Raw genomic sequence first — 19,104 nt, forward strand, 5'->3', positions numbered from 1 at the left:
AAGACGGAAAGGGACCGGCGAAAAGCCCGCGTCCGCAATCCCCAAAGGAGCATCTCCATGGAACTGAAATTTGTCGATCCGCGCTCGCTCAAGGACAATCCCGACAAGGCGCGCCGTTCCAAGTCCAGCCCGCAGGCCGACGCCCTGCTGCTGGCGACGATCAAGGCTGTCGGCATCGTGCAGCCGCCGGTCGTCGCCGCCGAGACCGATGGCGGCAACGGCTTCGTCATTGACGAGGGCCACCGTCGCGTCAAGCAGGCGATCGCCGCCGGTCTCGACGAGATCGCCGTTCTGGTGGTTCCCCGGGCCGAGGATGGCGGGGCCATGCGTTCGCTGGTCACGACGATCGCGCACGAGCAGCTCAGCCCCGTTGACCAGTGGCGCGCTATCGAACGTCTCGTCGCGCTCGGCTGGACCGAGGAGGCGATTGGCATCGCGCTCGCCCAGTCGGTTCGCCAAATCAAGAAGCTGAGGCTGCTCGCCAATGTGCTGCCGGCCATGCTGGATCATATGGCCAAAGGCGACATGCCCGATGAGCGCCAGCTCCGCACGATCGCGGCCGCCTCCCTGGAGGAGCAAAAGGAGGTATGGAAGGCGCACAAGCCCAGCAAGGGTGACCCGCAGGTCTCGTGGTGGGCCGTGGCCAATGGTCTTGCCAAGACCCGCATGTACGCGCGAGACGCCAGCTTCGGCGACGACCTGCGAGAGGCCTATGGCATTGCCTGGGTCGAGGACCTGTTCGCGGCGGCCGACCAGGACAGCCGCTACACCACCGACGTCGACGCCTTCCTCGGCGCCCAGCAGGAGTGGATGACGCAAAACCTCCCGAAAAAGGGCGTCGTCACCGAAACCAACACCTGGGGCGAGGTCAAGCTGCCGGCCAAGGCCGAACGGGTCTACGGCACGCCCAAGAAGTCGGACCACACCGCGATGTACCTCGATCGCGAGGGCAAGGTGAAGACGGTCCACTTCCGCATGCCCGAAGCAAAGAAGGCCAAGGGCAAGGGTGCGCAGGACGCCGGTGACGACGAGGCGATCGTCGTCTCCAAGCCGCGTCCCGATGTGACGCGCAAGGGCATCGAGATGATCGGCGACCTTCGCACCGATGCCCTGCATGAGGCGCTGTCGCGCGCCCCCATCGAGGACGACACGCTGTTCGCGCAAGCCTGTTCGATGCCGAAGGCCAGTTCGCCTTCGACATGGACGCGCTGCGTATCGCTGCCCGCGGCGTGCTAATCGATGTGCTCTCGTGCCGGGAGAACATCAGCAAGTCGGGCATCGTGGGAATCGTCGCCGGCAGGGCCATCGGCGCCGACGGCTTCCTCGCCAATATGGGCACAGAGGACTTCCTCTCCTGCCTGTCGCGTCCCGCGCTCGAGGCCTCGTGCGCCGACACGCCGGTACTGCCGCGGGCGCGGGTCAAAGACACCCGGGCCGCTCTCGTCGATCACTTCAAGGAGGGCCACTTCGTCCATCCTTCGGCCCTGTTCGCGCCAGACGCGGTTGTTCTCTCCGAGTGGCTGGCCAAGAGCGCTGTCACCGAGGTCGAGGATGAAGATGCCCCCGACGCCGCTGGTGTCACCGGCGAGGACCCGGTGGCCGAGGGCGGCGCGACGGACGAGTTCGACGAGGGCTACCGCGAGGCTGCCGAGTAGAGCGTCGCTTCCCTTCTTTCGCACGCTTTGCCGCTGCCGGTCATCCCGGCGGCGGTTTCGTTTCAGCTCCATCCAAGGAGGACATTATGTCAGCGCACACCATCCTCGAACATGCTCCCATCGGCGCGATCGTCGCCTGGTGTGACGGCACGCCGCGTCCGCCGGAACGGCATTCCAAAAAGCTCGCCGACTGGAAGAACAACAACAGCCGGGGTCGCCTGATCCGCAAGCACGGCGGGCGCGACGCCGGCACGCTGTGCGGCAACGGCAGCTTCACCCTGCACGAGGCCGATTTTGGCGCCGGCGGCGTGATCGCCATCCGCTTCCACCGGACCTTCTCGCTGGGCTCAAGCCTCCGCTTCGCAATAATCGAGCGCCCGGCGGTAGGCTGCGTGCGCGTCTTCGACCGACCCGGCGACCATGCCGAGCTCGTCCATCTGGCACAGGACCGCGCTGCCGCCGGACGATGGCTCTCCGAGCATGGCTATCCCAACGCGGTGCTCGAAGAGGTCACGGCAGACGAGGCCGCGGCCGATGCCGTCGAGGGGAGGGCCGTGGCATGAGCCAGATCCTCCCTTCCTCGCTTCCATCACCGACGACCCCGGATCCGTTCGGGGTTTCTTTCGGGTACAGCGCTGACGGTATGCTGGTCGCGCTTGTCGGTGCGCTCGCCTATGCCATGGCGCCTGCTCGCGACGGCCGGCACTATCTCGTCAGTGGCTGGCGCATCGCCCGGCCGATGGCCGAATGGACGCGGGCGGATTTCTACGGTCACGCTGGCGAACTCGCCGACGAGAACGCTTTCCGCACGAAAGTCCTCGAGCAGGCGCAGCATCAGGGCGAGAAGCGGCGCCTTGGCCGCCGCGAGATCGGCGGCGGCGCGAATACGCCCTGGGGCGTGTCGCAGGGTGGAACCCTCTATGACGAGGGCGTGACCGCCTATTCGACCGCCGGACACGGCGGCTTCAAGCTCTCAGCCGAGCGTAACCGCGAGGTGCATCCGATGCTGCGTTCGGCAGGCGGATGGTACGAGGAGGACGCCGAGTGGGCGATTGTCGCCATTACATTTCCGCACCTGTTCCCGGCATTTGAGCGCCGCTGCGCCGAGAGGACGATCAAGGACTCTTGGCCCGACGCCTGGGAAGCAATCTTCGGCACCGTTCTCGGTCCCGGCGAATCCCGCGAGAAGGACCGCCGCGCCTTCGAGGCAGAACATGCCGCCGACTGGGTCGTGGTTTCGGCGATCACGTCGGAGCAGGAGAAGGGTTTCGTCGAGTGCATCGCCACACCCGGCGGCAGGCGCGGCGCCGGCACCGAGGAACGCCGCTTCCTCGTTCCTGCCGCCGAATACGAAATCGGCCGGTTCGGTTTCGTCATCGACCCCGATCGTCATGCCGTCTATGCCGGGCGATCCAGTTTCGCCGGCTGGCAGGGAAGGCGATCGCCGTGACGCTCCCGCCCGAGCTGCGCCGCCAGCTCTTCAGCATGGAGGAGGCGCCGGCAAACACAGCGCAAGTTGGATATCGACCGGCAGATCAACCTGCGCATGATTGCGCCCATCCCCAGTCCTCTCGCACGCCGGACGCATTGTCGCCGGGGCAAGGCGCCTGGGCCCGTTCCTCGATGCTATCGCCCTCAGCTCGCAAGCCCTGATCGCCGGGAGCGCCAGCCGGGCACCGCGCGCCATCGCGAAGCCGGCGCGGCAGGATCAGGCGATTGCCAGGCTCCCTCGATCGGGATGGCTGGCGACGGCCAAGAGCGAGCGAGTCTAAGCGGGGCCGCTGTTCGGCAGGACACCGGAAGATCGCAATGTGGTCGCAGGCTGCGGTCACGTGAGGCGACCATTGCGGTGCTCGTGGACGCACGGTGATACCGCGAGGTCTGGCCAAAGAATTGGCAGGTGGTCATGACCGTCTGTCCTTCCGTTCCTATGTCGAAATCGAGGCCCGTGCCGGTCTCCCTCGGTCTTGCCGCGGTCCTGAACCGGCGGCCGTTCGCTTCAAGGCCGCGTTCCGCGCCGCGGGGCGACCGGATCGGTCCGGGCTCGGCATGGCAGGTCCGCGTCCCGCGCGAGGGCTGAAGAAAGCCCTGCTTGGCCGCAAACCTGCCATGCTCGCCTCGGTCCGCCCGGACCCTGAAGCGCCCGTCATTCCACCGGTTCTTTTGGTCCGCGCCCGAGGAGGCCGGCACGGAGCCGATCCGAGCTTCGGGACCTGAAGAAAGGACATGCCATGACTAAGAAAGCTGCCAATTCCCGCGCACCCGCCCGGGTCCTTCCGCTCCGCAAGGGCACAACCCTCCAAATGGTCCGGCTCGCCTGCCCCGATGCCACACAGTGCTCGCTCATCTCCGAGAGCTTTGGCCTCCCGGTGCTCGACAGCGACGGCATCCGCAACCTGCACCAAAAGCTTATCGTCGATACCGCCGCCGCGCTCGACGAAGGGCTTGGTGAACGGGCCATGCAGATCCACCTGCAGCGAGTCGTCGGTGCCTTCGTCGGTTCTGCCTACGGCGCGGGCCAATTCTACAGCCGGGCGGTGAGCGAGGCGCGCGACGCAACGGCCAAATCCGCCTGCGACGACCGGGACGAAGATGTCGATGGACCCGTCGGCTTCGACAGCGCCGCCCAGCGCAAGCGCGAGTTCGCCGCGGACATGGCGCTCCAGTCCCACGCCCTGCGCATGGCCGCCGAGGGCGCCGTCACCGCATACGAGCAGGTCGTCGGCGAGGCCTGGAAGCCCTTCGAGCGCGCGACAGAGAACCCAGGTAAGACGGTCGATCGCAAGGCGGCCGAGCTTCAGATGGCGGCTCTCGGATGAGCCGCCGAGGGCGGGGCTCCGGCCCCGCCTCACGTCGGAGGAATCCCAGAAGCGGCCGTTGTCCGGCGCCCTGTCTCAGCCAGGAAAATGAAAACTAGATGGATTGATTAGCACCCAACGGCGCCCTCGGCGTTCAAGAGTGCCGCTAACTGCTACCGGACGCCCAGCCGCGTGGGCTTCGACGGCCTGAAGGTAGTCTGAGGGGCTGAGCGAAGTTCGCACGGTTACATCCCCGGTCGCCTCACTCGACCACAGGATTGCGACCTCGCGCTCACCCATTGTGTCCGTCAGGTCGGAAGGGTCGGCTTGTGACGCGAGCCTAATGACGCGACCAAATACAGTCTCTTCCCATGACATGACTCGGGCTCGGAGCAACTTCGCCGCTTCTCTGATAACCTCGACTTGAGGCCGCCCAAGCTCGAAATGCGCCTCCTGCGTAGGTTCGGCGGGGGTACCCTTCCATTCGGGGCTAAAGGAGAAATCGAAAGCGATCCCGCTGGGGGAAGTACCGTCGATCAATGATGCGAACTGTTCGCACACATTTGCATTGAAGCCCGTCTTGATCGATTCGGTTATCGGATCGGTGCTATCAGCCGAAAGCGCTGCGGACACGGTCCTCAGGCCTCGCACCATCCGTTGGATAACGCGCCGTTCGAAAGGCGGGGCGGGTGCGAAACCGGGTAAAGCAGCTTGGCTGTTGGGTTCAAGGGGAGACTCCACTGTGAAGCCGAAGCTACCTCGGAACGTGTGGCCGAAGCGGCAGCGGTTTGCATATTCTGACGCCTCCTTTTTCGTCCTGAGGAAATAGGGTAGCGGCTCCAACTCAGTATTGGCCGTGGCGGCCAACACATTTCTAATACCGCTGACGAAGCTCTGAGCCATTTCCATCCGGATCGAGTCATCAATAACTAGAGCGTCTGGAATGCGAGAGCGGACAACATCGAAGGCGACCTCGCGGATCGCTCGGGCAACATCAAAGGTAGACCGATCCTCGACGGCAGAGAGCGCGTCGATCACCCGACCTACTTGCGAAGCATACTCTGACGATTGCACACTATTCGGTACGATAAGCTCGATGCCCTCAAGGTCCGGAGCGCTGGACACGTACACCTCAAAGTTCCGGCTGCCGCCGTGGCGGCTTTGAAGAAGCACTTTCGCGGCTAGACTCTCCAGACTATCTGCCTCTGATGCAGAGGCGCGGACATGCCAACCTGTGGCTGCAAGGTACCGCCGCAGCATGTCCAACGGCACGGCGCCCGGCCCGGTCTCGCGGAGATCGATCATGCCGCCTGCTTCTCCCGTCGCGATTTTTCCGCTCCGAGCAGCTCAATGAGGCTGTTCGGAGTTAGGAGCTGGGTGATGGGTATCTTAACCCGCGTTGTCGACCTTTCGTTGTCTACTGGCGTGCCTTTGAAGGTGTGGTAAAAACAGCAATTCCGAAGAGTTGTGAAGTCGGCCGTGACGGAGTGCCAATCCGCAGAATTCTTGGGCAGACACAGCAGGACCAGCATGAGCGTGGTTTCCGCCGCCGACCGAGAGACAATATCATTATAGGTCTTGGATTCCAGATCGTAGACAACGTGGCTGTCCTTGATCTCCCAATCGACTGTTGACTTAGCTTGGAAATCAAGCGGGAAGCCAGACACCACGCGCCGCTTGCCGCGATGAACCACCGTGTTGAAGCTTCCGTCAACACCGTAATCATGGACGTGGGCGCGTCCAAGAAGGACACCTGCCGACGCGCAGATCGCATAAATATGCGCTGCGCACAGGTTTTCTTTCGTATGCTCAACCGTAATCGGCACTCAGCGCCCCCCAGCCGTGCCTCCGCCCCCATAAGCAGCAGCGTCCATCGCGGATGCCCTGACTTTGCATCCGCCAGCCGCTTCCGGACCGCACTTATCAGCGGCTTCTGTCAGAAACCCGACGGTCCAATTGGGCCCCGATCCAGTCAGGTAGCAACGCGCGTTATATCGGTCAATGCCGGTTGCACTGAGAAGTAAGGCGTGATCCTCATTCTATCAATCGGTAATAACCGGAAGGAGCTACGGTCTTAGCGGCCATAAGCGACATTAAGCGGAACCGCGCGCGACCGTCCCGATTTGCTGCTTCTGCCGTCTCGGGCCTGCTGATACGCTGGTTTTTAATCATAGGCGCGATTATGGTAGAACACGATCCTGGCGCAATTCTTTCGGCATTCGCCGAAGCTCTTGCAGACCTCCTACAAGATACCGACCTCGTGCGAGCGGGGCCGGAGGAGATCTCCATCACCACCGAACTCGCGATGAGGATGGATCGTTACTTCGCCGGCTGGCGGGTCAGTCCAGAATGGACGCGGCGCGAGGCGGAAGAGAAAAAGATTGCCTGGAATGACGAAGCCGGCGCGCTAAGACTTAAGAAAATCCGACCCGACATTATCGTACATCATATGCACAAGCAGGACGAAAACCTGCTGGTGGTGGAAGCCAAACGGGTTCAGAATACCTCATTCGAGGACGATATCCGCAAGCTCACCCTCATGACGCTCGAACACAGCGTCCATCCCGAATATCACTATGGCTACATCGTTGGTGTTCATCTCGTGATAGACCTGCCGGACAGATTTGTCGCCCGGCACGATGTTTACCGATGGGGTACAATAAACGCCGAGTTGACAGCATGGTTCGCCGCCGCTCTCGCAGCGGCTATTCAGCGTAGGACGCCCGCTTAATACGGTTCACATATTGTACCTGCTCGTGCTACGCCTCTTGGTATCGGGGCCCGCTGCGCGTCTACCCGCAGCTGCTGGATTTTAACTCCGTAACGGTGACTTCGTGTGACGTCGGGTTGTCCCTGGATACTATTGTAACCGGACTGACCGGAATCGGCCCAAGCCTGTCGCCGCTTTGCGCCGCAAGGTGGCCGCTCAAGGCGTGCACGGTATCTCCGGTCGCCTCGACGTAGCTCATCGGATGCGCCATCGTTGTGTAGCAATGGTTTCGTATAGATAGCGTCTTCACACTGTTGCGCTACGCAGAAAACCGGCTAAGAGGTTTCATCTATTGTTGCTGCGAAACGGAGTTACTGCATGCCCGAAGAGAATGAGAACAGCCGAAGCCAGTTGATCGAGCTCACCGCGGACATTGTGTCTGCCTACGTCAGCAAAAACCCAGTGCCGGTTGCGTCTCTTCCAGAGTTGATCGAAAGCGTGAATTCGTCGCTGTCGAAAATCGGACAGCCGGCCGCGCCTGAAAAGCCAGCCCAGGCGCCTGCAGTCAATCCGAAGCGGTCGGTGTTCCCAGACTACATCATCTGCCTCGAGGACGGGAAGAAGTTCAAATCGCTGAAGCGCCATCTTGGCGTGCACTACGGTCTGACACCCAACGAGTACCGCGAGAAGTGGGGGCTGAAGCCGGAATATCCGATGGTGGCGCCGAACTACGCGGCTCAACGGTCCGCACTGGCAAAATCCAGCGGGCTCGGCCGGAAGCCCGCGGCAAAGCCGGCGAAAAGCACAGGCAAAAAGCGTTCTCCGCGATGAACGCGGAGCCTTGCCCGTTCTGCACAAGCACCGATGTGAGGCCGTATGTGACGAGCGAGGCGCGTGTTGTGATGAGATGCGACGACTGCGGCGCATCCGGCCCAGTCTGCATCGACGAGTTGAACGCCGTTAGAAGCTGGAATCGCCGTCCCGCGACACCTGATCAGGATTGGGACTGAGGGTCGGTTATCCAGCCTCATCTTCGCCTAGGTCACGGAATACCCGAGCGCCGGGGCTTCGATAGGAGTGTTTTGTGACGATCCGGATTCTTGTCGCGGCCGGCGCCCTTACGCTAGCCGGCTCTCTTGCTGCCCCCGCAAACGCGCAAGAGACGTTCCACGGCTACGATTGCACGGATGACTGCTCGGGCCACGAGGCGGGCTACGACTGGGCGGCGAGGAACGACATCACCGACGAGCGGGATTGCGACGGAGATAGCCGATCTTTCAACGAAGGCTGCCAAGCCTACGTTGAAGAGCAAGCGGATGACGCCGGTCGGAACAGCCAGTCCGACGACGAAAGCGATAGCGAAGACAGCGACGAATAGGAAAATCCGCCAGCGTCGGTGATGGTTGGCCCACTGCTCATCGCGCCAGACTACGCGCTTCTCCCACCCGATTTTCCACGAGGGCCTGCATCGGATCGTGCGCGTCTGCTCGCCCTTGGACTACTCTCGGCTCCGCCTTATGGACGCGTGCCGATCATTTCGGCACAAGCATATATTTGTTCAGCCGGTGCCGTGTCTCGCCCCCGAGCCCCACCGGTTAGGCCCGGCGTTTGCTGGCCTACCCCGCCAGCCTGCCGGGCCGCTCCCACGGTTCATTTATTCATCGCGCCAGATCACGCGCTTCTCCCAACGGATCTGCACCAGACGCCGGAACCGGATCGTGTGGGCCTGCTCTCCGGTTGGGTGGAATAGCTGCGCGCTCATCCACTCCCGGCTCTTGCACTGCTGGCAGCGGACCTTGTCTCTCACCTCGTCGATCGTGACGTTGCCGATCACCTCCCGCAGCTCGAGCGGCTTGTAGTAGCGCGTGACGTTGCAGCGGCCGCAGCGGATGCCCGCCACCTGCCCGGCATCATGGGCATGCGTCAGGGTCCAGGCGGCGCCGCGCGGCCACTTTTCGGGTTGTTCCGGCATGTGCTGAAATGAGGAACATATTCCTGTGCGGTCAAGAGGCGCTTGACTCTTTTGTTCTCATTTTGTTCACTTCGGAAAAATGGAGACAGCGCCCATGAAACCCATGCGTGCCACCGAAGCCGAGCAACCGGGAATTTACGCCACAGTGAAGCGCGAAATGCCCGACATTCGTCGCGCCGTCGCGAAGATGGTTAAGCCGCTGCGCGGCCTATCCGATGTCAGTCAGAAACAGGCCATCACGGAGCTAACGGCGGCTTGGATTATGGCGATCTACCCGAACGATCTGGATCTGGCGATTTCACTTTCCGATGCGATGCGCGACCAGACGGACATTCATATTCAGGAAGCCTGGAGGGCGCGCGTCCGGCAAAAGCAGCACTGATGGTCACACGCAGCCGTGGCGTTCCGGCGCCTACCATTATCGACCACGAGATGCCGCATCAACTATACGCTCATCAGGCGCTTTCTCGGCGAGCGCGGCATGTCATGCAGGACCAGGGCGGTGATCGCGGTTTGGGACGACGGCAAACAGGAGCAATGGCGGCTGCACTGCTTCGCCGATCCTGCGGCCGCGGCGGCCTTCCTTGACCACTTCGGCGGCATCATGTTCGATCCAAAACGAGACAGGGAGAATGGGCGCGCTCGCGGCGTCTGGCACCGGCAGGGCGCCTATGAGCGCATTCTGGAATTGGGGCCGCTGAGTGTCCCGGAAGCCCTGCGGAACTGAGGTCGAAGCATGTGTGGGCGCTACACCAGATATCTGCCGTGGTCGGAAATCCACCGCCTCTACAGGCTGACGGCCCCCGCCGATGTTGGGCGGAACGACGCGCCCCGCTACAACATCGCCCCGACCGATGAGGTACCCTTCATAACGGTGGCCGACGAAGGCAACCACAAGGTTCGCACCGGGCGATGGTGGCTGGTCCCATTTTGGGCGAAGGAGATGCCCAAAGCGGCGACGTTCAATGCTCGCATCGAAACTATCGATACAACTCCGGCCTTTCGTGACGCCTTCAGATCGAAACGATGCCTTATCCCGGCTGACGGCTATTACGAGTGGACCAAGAGCCCGGCCGATGGCGGCAAAGACCCGTGGCACATTTTCCAGCCCGGCCACGCGCCTTTCTCATTTGCCGGCCTATGGGCCTACAATTCAAACCTCGACGTCACCAGCTGTACCATCATCACCCAGCCGTCGGCGGCGCCAGTCAACCAAATCCACGACCGCCAGCCGCTCATGCTCGACCCGGCCTATTACGATGTCTGGCTTGACCCAAAGACGCCGGCTGGCGACCTGAAGGACATTCTCAGCCACGACATCGACGGGCGGTTGCAGTTCTACCGCGTCGGCCGGGACGTTAACGCAGCCGCCATCAATAAGCAGCCCAACGATCATGCCGGACTGATCGAGCCGATCAAGCTGCTATGAGCGACGAACCGACCCGCCCCGGAGAGCCTGTGCAGCCGCGTGATCACGGGCCTCTCGGGCACGTTTGCGAGCACGCCGGGTGCGGCAAGGACGCCGGTTGGGGCTTCGCCCGACCAAGGCAGCCGTCGCACTGGTTCTGTTTTGAGCACCGTGGCGAAGGAGAGAAGTTCCTATGATCAGCCCGCCGAGACGCGCCATTGCCTACCCGGACCGCGAGCTCGACTGCCAGGAAGCAATGGAGCCCGGCTTTCAGGCCATCGTCGATTGCATGCTCGATGCCGGCTGGACGCGCGGCGAAGTCCTGCGCTCCCTACGGCGGCTGATCGCGGCCGACAACATGACGCAGAAGGAAAACGCCAAGCTCGAAGCAGACCTTGCCATCGCTCGAGCGATGTTGCGCGCCGGCCGCTAATTCCGCTCCCAGAAATCCTTCAAACTGGCGTGGCGAAGCTTTTGCTCGCCCTTCAGGAACTTCACCCTGCCGACCAGGCCGGGCTTCAGCCATTCGGCCCTTTCCTTCACCAATCCCTTTGGCGGCGGAGCGCCTGCCTTGCTCTGAGCGCTGTCCCAGAGAGCCTGCCGCTTGTCGGCTCTGAACGTGACGAACGCGCCGCCCATATAGTGTCCGTTCTCAGCCATCAGTACCATCGCCGGCTTTCCTGTCTCCCGCTTCACGCCGATTATGTCCATTTCCTTCTCGACGTAGCACTTCACCTTGCGCCAGTTCATCGTCGAGCCGGTGCGGTAGACGCTGTCCAACCGCTTCGAAACGATGCCTTCCAAGCCTGCCTCGCAGGCGAGATGGTAGACGGCGTCGCCAGTGCCCGGCAGCGCCTCGCTGAATTGGATATGACCGCCGGCGGGGATGAGTGCCTGCAGGATTTCGAGCCGGTCCTTCAGCACCATGTCGCGCAGATCGTGGCCGTTGAGATGCAGGAGATCGAACGCCATCAGGTAGAGATCCTGCGGGCGCCTGGTGATCGCCGAGCGCAGCGCGCATGGAAGTCGGACAAACCGGCTTCGTTGGTCACGATCGTCTCCCCTTCGATGATGAAGCTTTCCGCCTCGATCGCCTTCGCCTCCGCGGCGAGCGGCCGATATTTGGCGGTCCAGTCTATTCCGGTCTTGGTGTAGAGGCGGATACCGTCAGCATCCTTGATGAGCTGCGTGCGATATAAGGGCAAACGGGATTTCCGCGACCGTGACCGCGTTTCGGCAGATGAGGAGTACGAGGTCCGCTACTTCGCCAAGCAGTACCGCATCACGCCGGACCAGGTTCGGGAGCTGATCGGCGAGCACGGCAACGACCGCAAGACGTTGGAGCGCGAGGCCAGGAAATTGCGCGGGTGACAAAGCTTTCGGACCTTGGGCCGCCGATCGTCGGGCGACGACATGGTCGCGACCCTCCCACCGAACAGGATCACTTCTACAGTTGCAGATCGCGCCGGTCGACCGGCGCGATCTGCGGCAAGTCATTTGGCATGAACAGCCAGACCATCAGCCGCTTGAACTGGACAGTTGATCGCGGATTGTTCCAGCGGACACGGAACCAATTTCGCGCACCGAAGTTAGCAAGCGCTGTTGCGGGGGGACTCACGCGATGCTGCTTGCCTTGGACGATGCGATCTCGACGGCCGTTTTGGCCGGCAGAGGCGCAGACGCGGAAATCTTTGGAGTGATCGATCTCACCAGCAAAAATGAAGCCCGGATCGGCGCCATAACCTTAGGGCGCGCCATCCAGTTCGTGGCCAATGCGTCGGTGCTTGGATATGACGTTCGCGGTGCGATGGTTCTCTATGGGGAACCAGGAACGCCAAGCTTACGGGTGTGGGACTGCGAACATCTTTGGGCGCAATACGGTGGCGCTCTGCTCCAGCCATAGTGGACTTCGATCCTGTTTGAGAGCATCCTTCCGAGCGGGGGAAAGGGCTTGGACAGGTCTCGTCACGACAATCGGTCTGATCAATGGCGCAAGCGCGCCGGCGCGAGGCGCTCGCGCGCCCTGCGGTGGGCGAGCGTGCCACGGCGTCTCATTTTCGTGACTGTTGCGGCGGCCGCTGCGTTGGCTGCACAGACCGCCATGCAGCACAGCGACAGCTTGCCAGAGATCAATCTGCAGAACTTGATGGGCGGCCCCAAGCCGCAGCCGATCACCGGCGTCGCATCCGTCATCGACGGCGACACGATAGAGGTTCACGGACAGCGGATTCGCTTCAACGGCGTCGACGCGCCGGAGAGCCGCCAATATTGCGACGACGCCAAGGGGTTCGAGTATCCCTGCGGCCGGCGATCGGCCGAAGCATTGGACACATTCCTGGCCGCATCGAGGCCGGTCACGTGCACGTTCGTGACCTGGGATCGCTATCACCGCTTCGTCGGCAATTGCCAACGCGCCGACGGCACCAATGTGGCCGCCTGGATGGTCGAGCGCGGCCAGGCGCTCGATTGGCCCCGCTACAGCCATGGCGCCTACGCAGCACAGCAGACGAAGGCTGAAGCGGCGAAGGTCGGTCTGTGGGTAGGCAACTTCCAGGCGCCGTGGGACTGGCGCGCGTCGCATGCCGACGGTGCGGCACCGTCGAGTCAGCCGCTCGGCGTCGCCAGCCGCAAGCTGATCGCGCAAAGCGGCAGCTATTCGTGCGAGCCGCGCCGCTACTGTTCTCAGATCAGCTCGTGCGACGAAGCACAGTGGTATCTGCACAACTGCTCGTGGGGCCGGAAGCTTGATCGCGACGGCGACGGCGTGGCGTGCGAGACGCTTTGCTGAGCCCGGAACGAGCGTCGCATCCGCTCTTCGTTAGCCTCAAGCAAGCAGATCGGACGCAGTTGTCTCCGCGCTGCCCGACCCAATCCCGCTCTCTCGTTATGGCTTTCCTGGTGCGGCTGCGGATCTTCCACGATCAACCCGCAAGGGGTCCGCTAGCAAGCTGCGGCCGCTCGGCTGACGCCTTCGGGTGATCGCGCCCGCCTCCGCACACTGACGGAGCCATCGAGCGGGAATTGGCCCGCTCCAAGATGGAGCCTCAGATGTCCCACGATCTCATTCTCGCCCAGAAGGCCGCCTGGTCACTCGCCCGCACCCTCATGGCCCCCGTCATCCTCTTCCAAGTCGACGACGAATTTGGCGTCCTGCCCGCCGACGAGCTCGATGGCGCCGACGTCGACATCCTATTCGAATACGATCCCTACAGCGGCGGCCGGTCGGTTCATTGAACCGACATCCCACGCATCCGGGCGGCGCCGCCATTCTCTTTCTAGCGACCGTTCGCGGCCCCGTCCTGCCCCGTGGTCTTGGCGGAGCCAGGCAGTCAGCGCAACGGCTGCGCCGTCCTTCGCTGCCGCTGCGGCCCATGACCACCCCATCGTGCACGCAACGATGGGGACCTGGTCGGGTGCGCGGCCCGCCCTCCTGCTCCGCCCAAGCGGACCCCGTGACGGGGCCGCGATCGGCGCGGCCTCCAGAACTGGAGGTTCATGAAATGAGCAGGAAAGAAAAAGCACCGCGCATCGACATCTATGCGCGCATCACCGACGGCATCGTGGCCGAGCTGGAGAAGGGCGTTCGGCCCTGGATGCAGCCATGGCATTCGAGCAATGCCACCGGCCGCGTCACCCGGCCGCTCAGGCACAACGGACTGCCCTATAACGGCATGAACGTGCTTTTGCTTTGGTCGGAGGCTATCGCACGCGGCTTTTCCAGCCCGATGTGGATGACCTTCAGGCAGGCGCTCGAACTGGACGGCGCGGTTCGCAAGGGGGAGACCGGCTCGATGGTGGTTTTCGCCAGCCGGTTCACCCGGACCGAGACAGACGCTTCGGGCGAGGAGTTTGACCGCGAGATCCCGTTCCTCAAGGCCTATTCCGTCTTCAACGTGGCGCAAATCGATGGCCTTCCGGACCACTTTTATGGCCAGCAGGCAGAGCCGGTGCGCGATCCGATCGCCCGCATCGCGCATGCCGACCAGTTCTTTGCCAATACCGGCGCTGTGATCCGACACGGCGGCGATCGCGCCTATTTTGCGCCTGCGACCGACCACATCCAGATGCCGCCCTTCCAGACCTTCCGGGACGCTGCGTCATACGTGGCAACGCTCAGTCACGAGGCCACCCATTGGACTTCGGCGCCGCATCGCGCGAATCGCGACCTCAGCCGCTACGCCAAGGACCGCAGCGAACGAGCGCGCGAGGAGCTGATCGCAGAGCTCGGAAGCTGCTTCCTCTGCGCCGATCTTGGTATCGCGCCGGAGCTGGAGCCACGTCCGGATCACGCGAGCTATCTCGGCTCCTGGCTCAAGGTGCTCGCCGACGACAAGCGGGCGATCTTCTCGGCCGCGGCCCATGCGCAGCGCGCCGTCGCCTTCCTGCACGGCCTTCAGCCGACGGCCGCCGAAGAACGCGAAGCCGCTTGATGTCCATGCATCATCGAAGGGGAAGGCCGCGTGCCTTCCCCTTCGGCATCGCTTGGCCGTGCCGCTTGATGGGGCGGATCTATCGGCACCGGCAAATCATGGCCGACTCGAGCTTCGGACCAACGAACGCGCAGGCATGTGCGGGGGTCGGGCAGCCTCAAACCGAGCCAGCATTTCCTTTCGAAAGCGTCCCCGTCTGCTCAAGGGTTCGTGATTGGGTCGGATATTGCGAATGCGTGCGACTAGGAAGCGCAAGGGGTCCTTGCCGCCATCTCGAGCGAACGGTATGCGAGCCTCGTGGAACAGCCGAGCGCTTCCAGATCGACGGCGACGTTCGGGCACGGGATCTGGCGTACTCAAGGACCTGGCCGATCATTTCCACGGTCGTCGGAGATGGAGTTACCGGGCTTCATCGAGGCAGCCGGTCACAAGCAACGGCGCATCCTGATAGCGGTTAGCGTCGGCCTTCGGCACCAGCGATACCATCGGTGCCGAATACCGATACGTGGGCCAGCTCGTTCCTTCCGCCCCTCGCAACAGGCCAGCCCCTCTGCGGCTCGATGAGGCATGTCTGACCGGAAAGCGGCTGCGCCTCGATCGTTCTCCCGCAACGGCCATACGCAACTTTCTTCCCCTGCCGGACCCCACCCCACTCGGCTTGCCGAGGGGGGCCCCGAGGCGCCGCCATTCCTCGCGCTACCCAAGAAAGCCGCTCCAGGCCGCCCTCCATTGCATTCCGGCCCTTTGGGGTGCGGTCCGATCGTCTCCGGTCTGTCGACTGCCATCGAGGCCGCGAAGGGCGCGGTCCGAACCAGAAGGAAAGGAACTTCACCATGGCCACCATCGGCACTTTCATCAGCACCGCCAACGGCTTCACCGGCACGATCAAAACCCTCAACCTCAACGTCAAGGCGCGCATCGAGCGGGTCGAGGCCCCCTCCGACAAGGGCCCGCACTTCCGCATCTACTCTGCAGCCGTGGAACTGGGTGCCGCCTGGCAGAAGACCGCCAAGGAAACCGAGCGCGACTACCTCTCGGTCAAGCTGGACGATCCGAGCTTCCCGGCCCCGATCTACGCCACTCTGATCGAGGTGGACGGTCAGGAAGGCTTCCAACTCATCTGGTCCCGCCCGAACCGCGACTGAACGGCCCTGGCAAGCGACCCCGTCAAGCAGACGGGGTCGCTTCGGTATGTCGAGCGGCAGATCTTGGCCGATAACCCCGCAGCTTCTTGGCGCGCAACAATGCAAGGAAGAAACCTACGGCCTCACCCTCGTTGTCGAAGGAATGCTGGACGGTGCGGCCGCTAGTTCCGATCCGTCCCCATCGGCGGACAACGCAGGTTTGGCCGAACAGCGTCGCCTCGATCGACAACGCGTAGAACCGGGCCATGTTGAGGTCCGGGTCACGCCGTTCGATGTGGAGCCGATAGTGCAGCGCGTTCATGGCGAACAGAATCGCGCAGTCCAAATCCGGCGTCCAATGATAGGTTTGAATCACTGGGCGCGGTTCGATTCATTCCTGTGATGGATCGCGTGGCCGATCAACCGGCTTTTTCCGCAACCGTGCTGCGTGGGTCCTGGCAAGCCAGGAGAAGCCCGATGGCGTTGCTCCAACCCCGGGTGCGGTTTAGGCGCATGGAGCGGACGCCGATGACAGCCAGGGCGGAACGGAGCAAGGTCATGTCGCCTCCTTCCGGTGGAATCTGTTGTCACCTACGATCGGAATCATGTCGCTACGCCGGAACCAGATCGCGCGCCCGCATCTCAGCGGCGGATTGCCGGCCGTGAACACGATCTGCTCGTCCATGCGCATCCGCATGACCTCATGCGGCTGGATCAGCCGGCGGCTGGCGAGCTGCTTCGAACGCGAGAGGGACGATCCCCGCATTCCGGTTGAGCGGTTGGTCTGGTCCACCTCGACTGTGGTCTCGCCGCAGCGCTTCGAAATATATTCGGCCGTGTCGGGATCGTTGATCGCGGCGAATGAGATCCAGGACGCCGACTCGAACCATTTCGAGGTGGCGTCGCGGCCGCCATAGGTTTCTCGCATCTGGCCGATCGACTGGAAGATCAGCGTCAGCGTGATGCCGTATTTGCGGCCCGCATCGCGTGCGGTTTCGAGGATACGCATATAGCCCAGCCGCGCCACCTCATCGAGCAGGAAGAGCGTGCGTCCCGCCACCTTGCCGTCGCGGTTGTAGATCGCGTTGAGCAGGGAGCCGACGATCACGCGCGCGAGGCCGGGATGCGCCTCGAGCACTTTTAAGCTGAGCGCGATGAAGATGTCGCTTCCGCCGTTGGCGAGATCGTCGGTCGAGAAGGCGTCGCCAGAGACAAGCCCTGCATAGTTCGGATAGGAGAGCCAGTGCGTCTCCTTCACCGCATTGGCGTAGACGCCGGAAAAGGTCTCGGGCGTCATGTTGACGAATACGGCGACGTTCTCGCGCACGAACTCCGAACCCGACTGCTCATGGATCTTCGTCAGCCGCTCGCGCAGCTTCGGCTCCGGCTCGGAGAGGTTCGCCCGCACCCGGCGCAGCGTCTGTTCATTTTCCTGCGTATGCCCGGAGAGGCAGACGTCGGCAATCAGGGCGGTCAGAAGCTGCAAGGCCGACGCCCGAAAGAAGTCGTCGCGCGCAGAAGCTGTCCGCGCGCTGTCGGTCATGATCCACGTCGCGACCGCGACGATGTCCTCCTCCTTCGTGCTGCCGAACCTGCCGATCCAGTCAAGCGCGTTGAAGCCGTTCTCAGGCTCGGAGGGATCCAGGACCATGGTGGTGTGGCCAGCCTTGCGCCGATGCTCGATCACCATCGGCGCGACCTCGCTCGAAGGATCGAGCACGATGAGGCTGCCGCCCCATTTCAACGCGGTCGGGATGGTTACCGAAGTCGTCTTGAAGCCGCCGGATCCTGCGAAGACGATGCCATGCGATGATCCGAAACTTCCGTCAAAGCAGAGCAGGGGGCTCCTGCCGCCCGCTCCCCATGTCTCCCGTTCGTCGGCGCGGAACGACCGGCCCGCCGCATGATCTCGATCAACGCGATAACGTTCGCCGATCACAATGCCGCCGTGGTCCGGAAAGAGCTTCGCCGCGTCGCCCAAGCTCATCCAGACGGACTCGCCATGGATCGCCCGCGCGCCGTGCACACGGTGCGGCGTGGGCTTGGCGAAGGCGGCGTTGCCCTTGACTGCGACACGCAGGGCAAAGACGCCGGCGAGGAATGCGCCGGCAGCACCTATCGCCGTCGCCGGGTCGGCATAGGCGAGGGCGGATTGCCCAGCCGGGACGCTGCCTGCGATCCCGACAAGCCGGATCGCCTCACGCGTTGCTGCGATCAGAACGACCGCGGCGCCGCCGGCGACGACGCTCCAGCCCGCCGGCCTGATGTTCGCCGAGCCGTTGGCCGTGAACAAAGCGGTCACGCCGATTGCACCTGCCGCGGCATAGGGAAGGGCGAGACCGACGCGCCCGAGCATCATCTTCGCGTGTGCAGTCGTTCCGAGCGCCGCCAGCCAGTGCTCGACGCCCGGGAGAAGAACCGTCGCTGCCAGCATGATCGCACCGGGCACTGTCGCGAGCAGAACCTTATTCGCTGTCATGGCCGAAGGCCTCCGCGCCAAGCGCAGCAAGACGCGCACGCTCCGCGTCGTCGCCTTGTATGCGTCGGCTGGCGTCGATCAGCAGTCCGAGCAGCAAGGCGCGCTTCTCGTAGCGAAGCCCGGCCTTCACGATCAGGCCGCCAAGCTCGATCTTCTCGCGCGTGTCCTTCTTGCGCGCATCGGTGATTGTGGAGCGGTGCATGCGTTCAAGCCTTGCCAGCGCCGCCCGCAGCCGCGCCAGCTTCGACCGTCGTCGTTGCGGCGCCGGCGCTTCGTCCATCGCCTGCGTTCTTCCTTCCGGTCGCTTCGCCCCTGCCGCCGCGAAACCGCTTCGCGATCTCCTCGAACGCCGCCTGAAGGGCGGCCTCATCGATCTCGATCTCGCCGAGACCGGCCTTCAGGGCGATCCGGCCGATGCGCTCGGCCTCGCGCGTCTCGGCCAGCCGGAGCTGTTCCTGCAAGCGCGCGATTTCTTCCCTGATTTTCGATGAAGGCTTTTTCATTCCGGTCGGCCCTCCTTGGTGCTTG

At 63.2% G+C, this 19,104-nt stretch carries 25 protein-coding genes and 1 pseudogene; 17 read left to right on the forward strand and 9 right to left on the reverse strand.

Annotation, left to right across the window (positions count from 1 at the left end; genetic code table 11):
• Positions 1-57 precede the first annotated feature (57 nt).
• The 4 genes and pseudogenes from EN852_RS13350 to EN852_RS13365 all read left to right on the forward strand — a co-directional run bounded on the left by EN852_RS13350 (position 58) and on the right by EN852_RS13365 (position 4,474).
• A pseudogene (locus EN852_RS13350) lies at positions 58-1,655 on the forward strand (ParB N-terminal domain-containing protein).
• A gap of 86 nt (positions 1,656-1,741) precedes the next feature.
• Positions 1,742-2,218 (forward strand): hypothetical protein, encoded by a 477-nt coding sequence (locus EN852_RS13355; RefSeq protein ID WP_127875835.1) that lies wholly within the window; start codon positions 1,742-1,744, stop codon positions 2,216-2,218.
• Positions 2,215-3,105: a hypothetical protein gene (locus EN852_RS13360; protein ID WP_127875834.1), complete on the forward strand. Its 891-nt coding sequence runs from the start codon at positions 2,215-2,217 to the stop codon at positions 3,103-3,105. Before EN852_RS13355 ends, EN852_RS13360 begins: the two co-directional genes overlap by 4 nt.
• Before the next feature lie 781 nt (positions 3,106-3,886).
• Entirely contained in the window at positions 3,887-4,474 is a 588-nt protein-coding gene (locus tag EN852_RS13365; protein ID WP_127875833.1) for a hypothetical protein, read from the forward strand.
• 75 nt (positions 4,475-4,549) lie between these two features.
• Here EN852_RS13365 and EN852_RS13370 read toward each other — a convergent pair whose 3' ends face one another.
• Both EN852_RS13370 and EN852_RS13375 read right to left on the reverse strand, forming a co-directional pair.
• Positions 4,550-5,758 (reverse strand): hypothetical protein, encoded by a 1,209-nt coding sequence (locus tag EN852_RS13370; RefSeq protein ID WP_127875832.1) that lies wholly within the window; start codon positions 5,756-5,758, stop codon positions 4,550-4,552.
• On the reverse strand, positions 5,755-6,279 hold the full coding sequence (locus EN852_RS13375; RefSeq protein ID WP_127875831.1) for a DUF4365 domain-containing protein: 525 nt from the start codon (positions 6,277-6,279) through the stop codon (positions 5,755-5,757). The genes EN852_RS13370 and EN852_RS13375 overlap by 4 nt, the downstream gene beginning before the upstream one ends.
• Positions 6,280-6,635: 356 nt before the next feature.
• Here EN852_RS13375 and EN852_RS13380 point away from each other — a divergent pair, with 356 nt between their 5' ends.
• The 3 genes from EN852_RS13380 (at position 6,636) to EN852_RS13395 (ending at position 8,541) form a co-directional block, all read left to right on the forward strand.
• Complete coding sequence (locus EN852_RS13380; protein ID WP_127875830.1) at positions 6,636-7,184, forward strand: hypothetical protein; 549 nt, start codon at positions 6,636-6,638, stop codon at positions 7,182-7,184.
• Between the two features lie 357 nt (positions 7,185-7,541).
• On the forward strand, positions 7,542-7,994 hold the full coding sequence (locus tag EN852_RS13385; RefSeq protein WP_127875829.1) for a MucR family transcriptional regulator: 453 nt from the start codon (positions 7,542-7,544) through the stop codon (positions 7,992-7,994).
• Positions 7,995-8,247: 253 nt separating this feature from the next.
• Positions 8,248-8,541 (forward strand): hypothetical protein, encoded by a 294-nt coding sequence (locus EN852_RS13395; protein WP_348643429.1) that lies wholly within the window; start codon positions 8,248-8,250, stop codon positions 8,539-8,541.
• 276 nt (positions 8,542-8,817) lie between these two features.
• On the opposite strand, the gene EN852_RS40840 is transcribed toward EN852_RS13395, so the two are convergent.
• Positions 8,818-9,135 carry a hypothetical protein gene (locus EN852_RS40840; protein WP_189545900.1) on the reverse strand — a complete coding sequence of 106 codons (318 nt, stop codon included), beginning with the start codon at positions 9,133-9,135 and terminating at the stop codon, positions 8,818-8,820.
• A 94-nt stretch (positions 9,136-9,229) separates the two neighbouring features.
• Between EN852_RS40840 and EN852_RS13405 the strand changes: the two genes are divergently transcribed.
• The 4 genes from EN852_RS13405 to EN852_RS13425 all read left to right on the forward strand — a co-directional run bounded on the left by EN852_RS13405 (position 9,230) and on the right by EN852_RS13425 (position 10,976).
• On the forward strand, positions 9,230-9,517 hold the full coding sequence (locus EN852_RS13405) for a hypothetical protein (RefSeq protein ID WP_127875826.1): 288 nt from the start codon (positions 9,230-9,232) through the stop codon (positions 9,515-9,517).
• A gap of 120 nt (positions 9,518-9,637) precedes the next feature.
• Positions 9,638-9,862, forward strand: coding sequence for a hypothetical protein (locus EN852_RS13410; RefSeq protein WP_127875825.1), 225 nt, complete (start codon positions 9,638-9,640; stop codon positions 9,860-9,862).
• A 9-nt stretch (positions 9,863-9,871) separates the two neighbouring features.
• A complete protein-coding gene (locus EN852_RS13415) occupies positions 9,872-10,564 on the forward strand; it encodes an SOS response-associated peptidase (protein WP_127875824.1) in 693 nt (230 codons plus the stop codon).
• 172 nt (positions 10,565-10,736) lie between these two features.
• The gene (locus EN852_RS13425; RefSeq protein ID WP_127875822.1) at positions 10,737-10,976 is read left to right on the forward strand and encodes a hypothetical protein; all 240 of its coding nucleotides are present in this window, start codon (positions 10,737-10,739) and stop codon (positions 10,974-10,976) included.
• Here the strand turns inward: EN852_RS13425 and EN852_RS13430 are convergent.
• Complete coding sequence (locus tag EN852_RS13430; protein ID WP_246694272.1) at positions 10,973-11,515, reverse strand: hypothetical protein; 543 nt, start codon at positions 11,513-11,515, stop codon at positions 10,973-10,975. The genes EN852_RS13425 and EN852_RS13430 overlap by 4 nt on opposite strands.
• A complete protein-coding gene (locus EN852_RS42305) occupies positions 11,515-11,748 on the reverse strand; it encodes a hypothetical protein (RefSeq protein ID WP_246694273.1) in 234 nt (77 codons plus the stop codon). Before EN852_RS42305 ends, EN852_RS13430 begins: the two co-directional genes overlap by 1 nt.
• Between EN852_RS42305 and EN852_RS13435 the strand changes: the two genes are divergently transcribed.
• The 6 genes from EN852_RS13435 (at position 11,732) to EN852_RS13460 (ending at position 16,118) form a co-directional block, all read left to right on the forward strand.
• Entirely contained in the window at positions 11,732-11,914 is a 183-nt protein-coding gene (locus EN852_RS13435; RefSeq protein WP_246694274.1) for a DUF3606 domain-containing protein, read from the forward strand. The two genes, EN852_RS42305 and EN852_RS13435, sit on opposite strands and share 17 nt — an antisense overlap.
• Before the next feature lie 250 nt (positions 11,915-12,164).
• Positions 12,165-12,446, forward strand: coding sequence for a hypothetical protein (locus tag EN852_RS13440; RefSeq protein WP_127875820.1), 282 nt, complete (start codon positions 12,165-12,167; stop codon positions 12,444-12,446).
• 180 nt (positions 12,447-12,626) lie between these two features.
• The gene (locus EN852_RS13445) at positions 12,627-13,331 is read left to right on the forward strand and encodes a thermonuclease family protein (protein ID WP_246694275.1); all 705 of its coding nucleotides are present in this window, start codon (positions 12,627-12,629) and stop codon (positions 13,329-13,331) included.
• A 260-nt stretch (positions 13,332-13,591) separates the two neighbouring features.
• Entirely contained in the window at positions 13,592-13,777 is a 186-nt protein-coding gene (locus EN852_RS13450; RefSeq protein ID WP_127875819.1) for a hypothetical protein, read from the forward strand.
• Between the two features lie 266 nt (positions 13,778-14,043).
• Complete coding sequence (locus EN852_RS13455; RefSeq protein WP_127875818.1) at positions 14,044-14,973, forward strand: zincin-like metallopeptidase domain-containing protein; 930 nt, start codon at positions 14,044-14,046, stop codon at positions 14,971-14,973.
• Between the two features lie 833 nt (positions 14,974-15,806).
• The gene (locus EN852_RS13460; RefSeq protein ID WP_127875817.1) at positions 15,807-16,118 is read left to right on the forward strand and encodes a DUF736 domain-containing protein; all 312 of its coding nucleotides are present in this window, start codon (positions 15,807-15,809) and stop codon (positions 16,116-16,118) included.
• A 22-nt stretch (positions 16,119-16,140) separates the two neighbouring features.
• Here the strand turns inward: EN852_RS13460 and EN852_RS13465 are convergent, their stop codons facing one another.
• The 4 genes from EN852_RS13465 to traC all read right to left on the reverse strand — a co-directional run bounded on the left by EN852_RS13465 (position 16,141) and on the right by traC (position 19,079).
• Positions 16,141-16,419, reverse strand: coding sequence for a WGR domain-containing protein (locus tag EN852_RS13465; RefSeq protein WP_127875816.1), 279 nt, complete (start codon positions 16,417-16,419; stop codon positions 16,141-16,143).
• Positions 16,420-16,653: 234 nt separating this feature from the next.
• On the reverse strand, positions 16,654-18,576 hold the full coding sequence (gene traG, locus EN852_RS13470; protein WP_127875815.1) for a Ti-type conjugative transfer system protein TraG: 1,923 nt from the start codon (positions 18,574-18,576) through the stop codon (positions 16,654-16,656).
• Positions 18,563-18,778, reverse strand: coding sequence for a type IV conjugative transfer system coupling protein TraD (locus tag EN852_RS13475; protein WP_189545902.1), 216 nt, complete (start codon positions 18,776-18,778; stop codon positions 18,563-18,565). The genes traG and EN852_RS13475 overlap by 14 nt, the downstream gene beginning before the upstream one ends.
• A 4-nt stretch (positions 18,779-18,782) precedes the next feature.
• A complete protein-coding gene (gene traC / locus EN852_RS13480) occupies positions 18,783-19,079 on the reverse strand; it encodes a conjugal transfer protein TraC (protein ID WP_127875814.1) in 297 nt (98 codons plus the stop codon).
• Positions 19,080-19,104 lie beyond the last annotated feature (25 nt).

It is taken from the genome of Mesorhizobium sp. M2E.F.Ca.ET.209.01.1.1 (assembly GCF_004010375.2).
Classification (GTDB): Bacteria; Pseudomonadota; Alphaproteobacteria; order Rhizobiales; family Rhizobiaceae; genus Mesorhizobium.

Excerpts from the sequence above, each read along its gene's own strand:
- EN852_RS13475 (WP_189545902.1), bottom strand. The coding sequence starts at position 18,778 with ATGCACCGCTCCACAATCACCGATGCGCGCAAGAAGGACACGCGCGAG.
- traG (WP_127875815.1), bottom strand. The coding sequence starts at position 18,576 with ATGACAGCGAATAAGGTTCTGCTCGCGACAGTGCCCGGTGCGATCATG.
- EN852_RS13355 (WP_127875835.1), top strand. The coding sequence starts at position 1,742 with ATGTCAGCGCACACCATCCTCGAACATGCTCCCATCGGCGCGATCGTC.
- EN852_RS13385 (WP_127875829.1), top strand. The coding sequence starts at position 7,542 with ATGCCCGAAGAGAATGAGAACAGCCGAAGCCAGTTGATCGAGCTCACC.
- EN852_RS13370 (WP_127875832.1), bottom strand. The coding sequence starts at position 5,758 with ATGATCGATCTCCGCGAGACCGGGCCGGGCGCCGTGCCGTTGGACATG.
- traC (WP_127875814.1), bottom strand. The coding sequence starts at position 19,079 with ATGAAAAAGCCTTCATCGAAAATCAGGGAAGAAATCGCGCGCTTGCAG.
- EN852_RS13365 (WP_127875833.1), top strand. The coding sequence starts at position 3,887 with ATGACTAAGAAAGCTGCCAATTCCCGCGCACCCGCCCGGGTCCTTCCG.
- EN852_RS13360 (WP_127875834.1), top strand. The coding sequence starts at position 2,215 with ATGAGCCAGATCCTCCCTTCCTCGCTTCCATCACCGACGACCCCGGAT.
- EN852_RS13440 (WP_127875820.1), top strand. The coding sequence starts at position 12,165 with ATGCTGCTTGCCTTGGACGATGCGATCTCGACGGCCGTTTTGGCCGGC.
- EN852_RS13415 (WP_127875824.1), top strand. The coding sequence starts at position 9,872 with ATGTGTGGGCGCTACACCAGATATCTGCCGTGGTCGGAAATCCACCGC.
- EN852_RS13430 (WP_246694272.1), bottom strand. The coding sequence starts at position 11,515 with ATGGCGTTCGATCTCCTGCATCTCAACGGCCACGATCTGCGCGACATG.
- EN852_RS40840 (WP_189545900.1), bottom strand. The coding sequence starts at position 9,135 with ATGCCGGAACAACCCGAAAAGTGGCCGCGCGGCGCCGCCTGGACCCTG.
- EN852_RS13405 (WP_127875826.1), top strand. The coding sequence starts at position 9,230 with ATGAAACCCATGCGTGCCACCGAAGCCGAGCAACCGGGAATTTACGCC.
- EN852_RS13465 (WP_127875816.1), bottom strand. The coding sequence starts at position 16,419 with ATGAACGCGCTGCACTATCGGCTCCACATCGAACGGCGTGACCCGGAC.
- EN852_RS13460 (WP_127875817.1), top strand. The coding sequence starts at position 15,807 with ATGGCCACCATCGGCACTTTCATCAGCACCGCCAACGGCTTCACCGGC.
- EN852_RS13380 (WP_127875830.1), top strand. The coding sequence starts at position 6,636 with ATGGTAGAACACGATCCTGGCGCAATTCTTTCGGCATTCGCCGAAGCT.
- EN852_RS13450 (WP_127875819.1), top strand. The coding sequence starts at position 13,592 with ATGTCCCACGATCTCATTCTCGCCCAGAAGGCCGCCTGGTCACTCGCC.
- EN852_RS13425 (WP_127875822.1), top strand. The coding sequence starts at position 10,737 with ATGATCAGCCCGCCGAGACGCGCCATTGCCTACCCGGACCGCGAGCTC.
- EN852_RS13455 (WP_127875818.1), top strand. The coding sequence starts at position 14,044 with ATGAGCAGGAAAGAAAAAGCACCGCGCATCGACATCTATGCGCGCATC.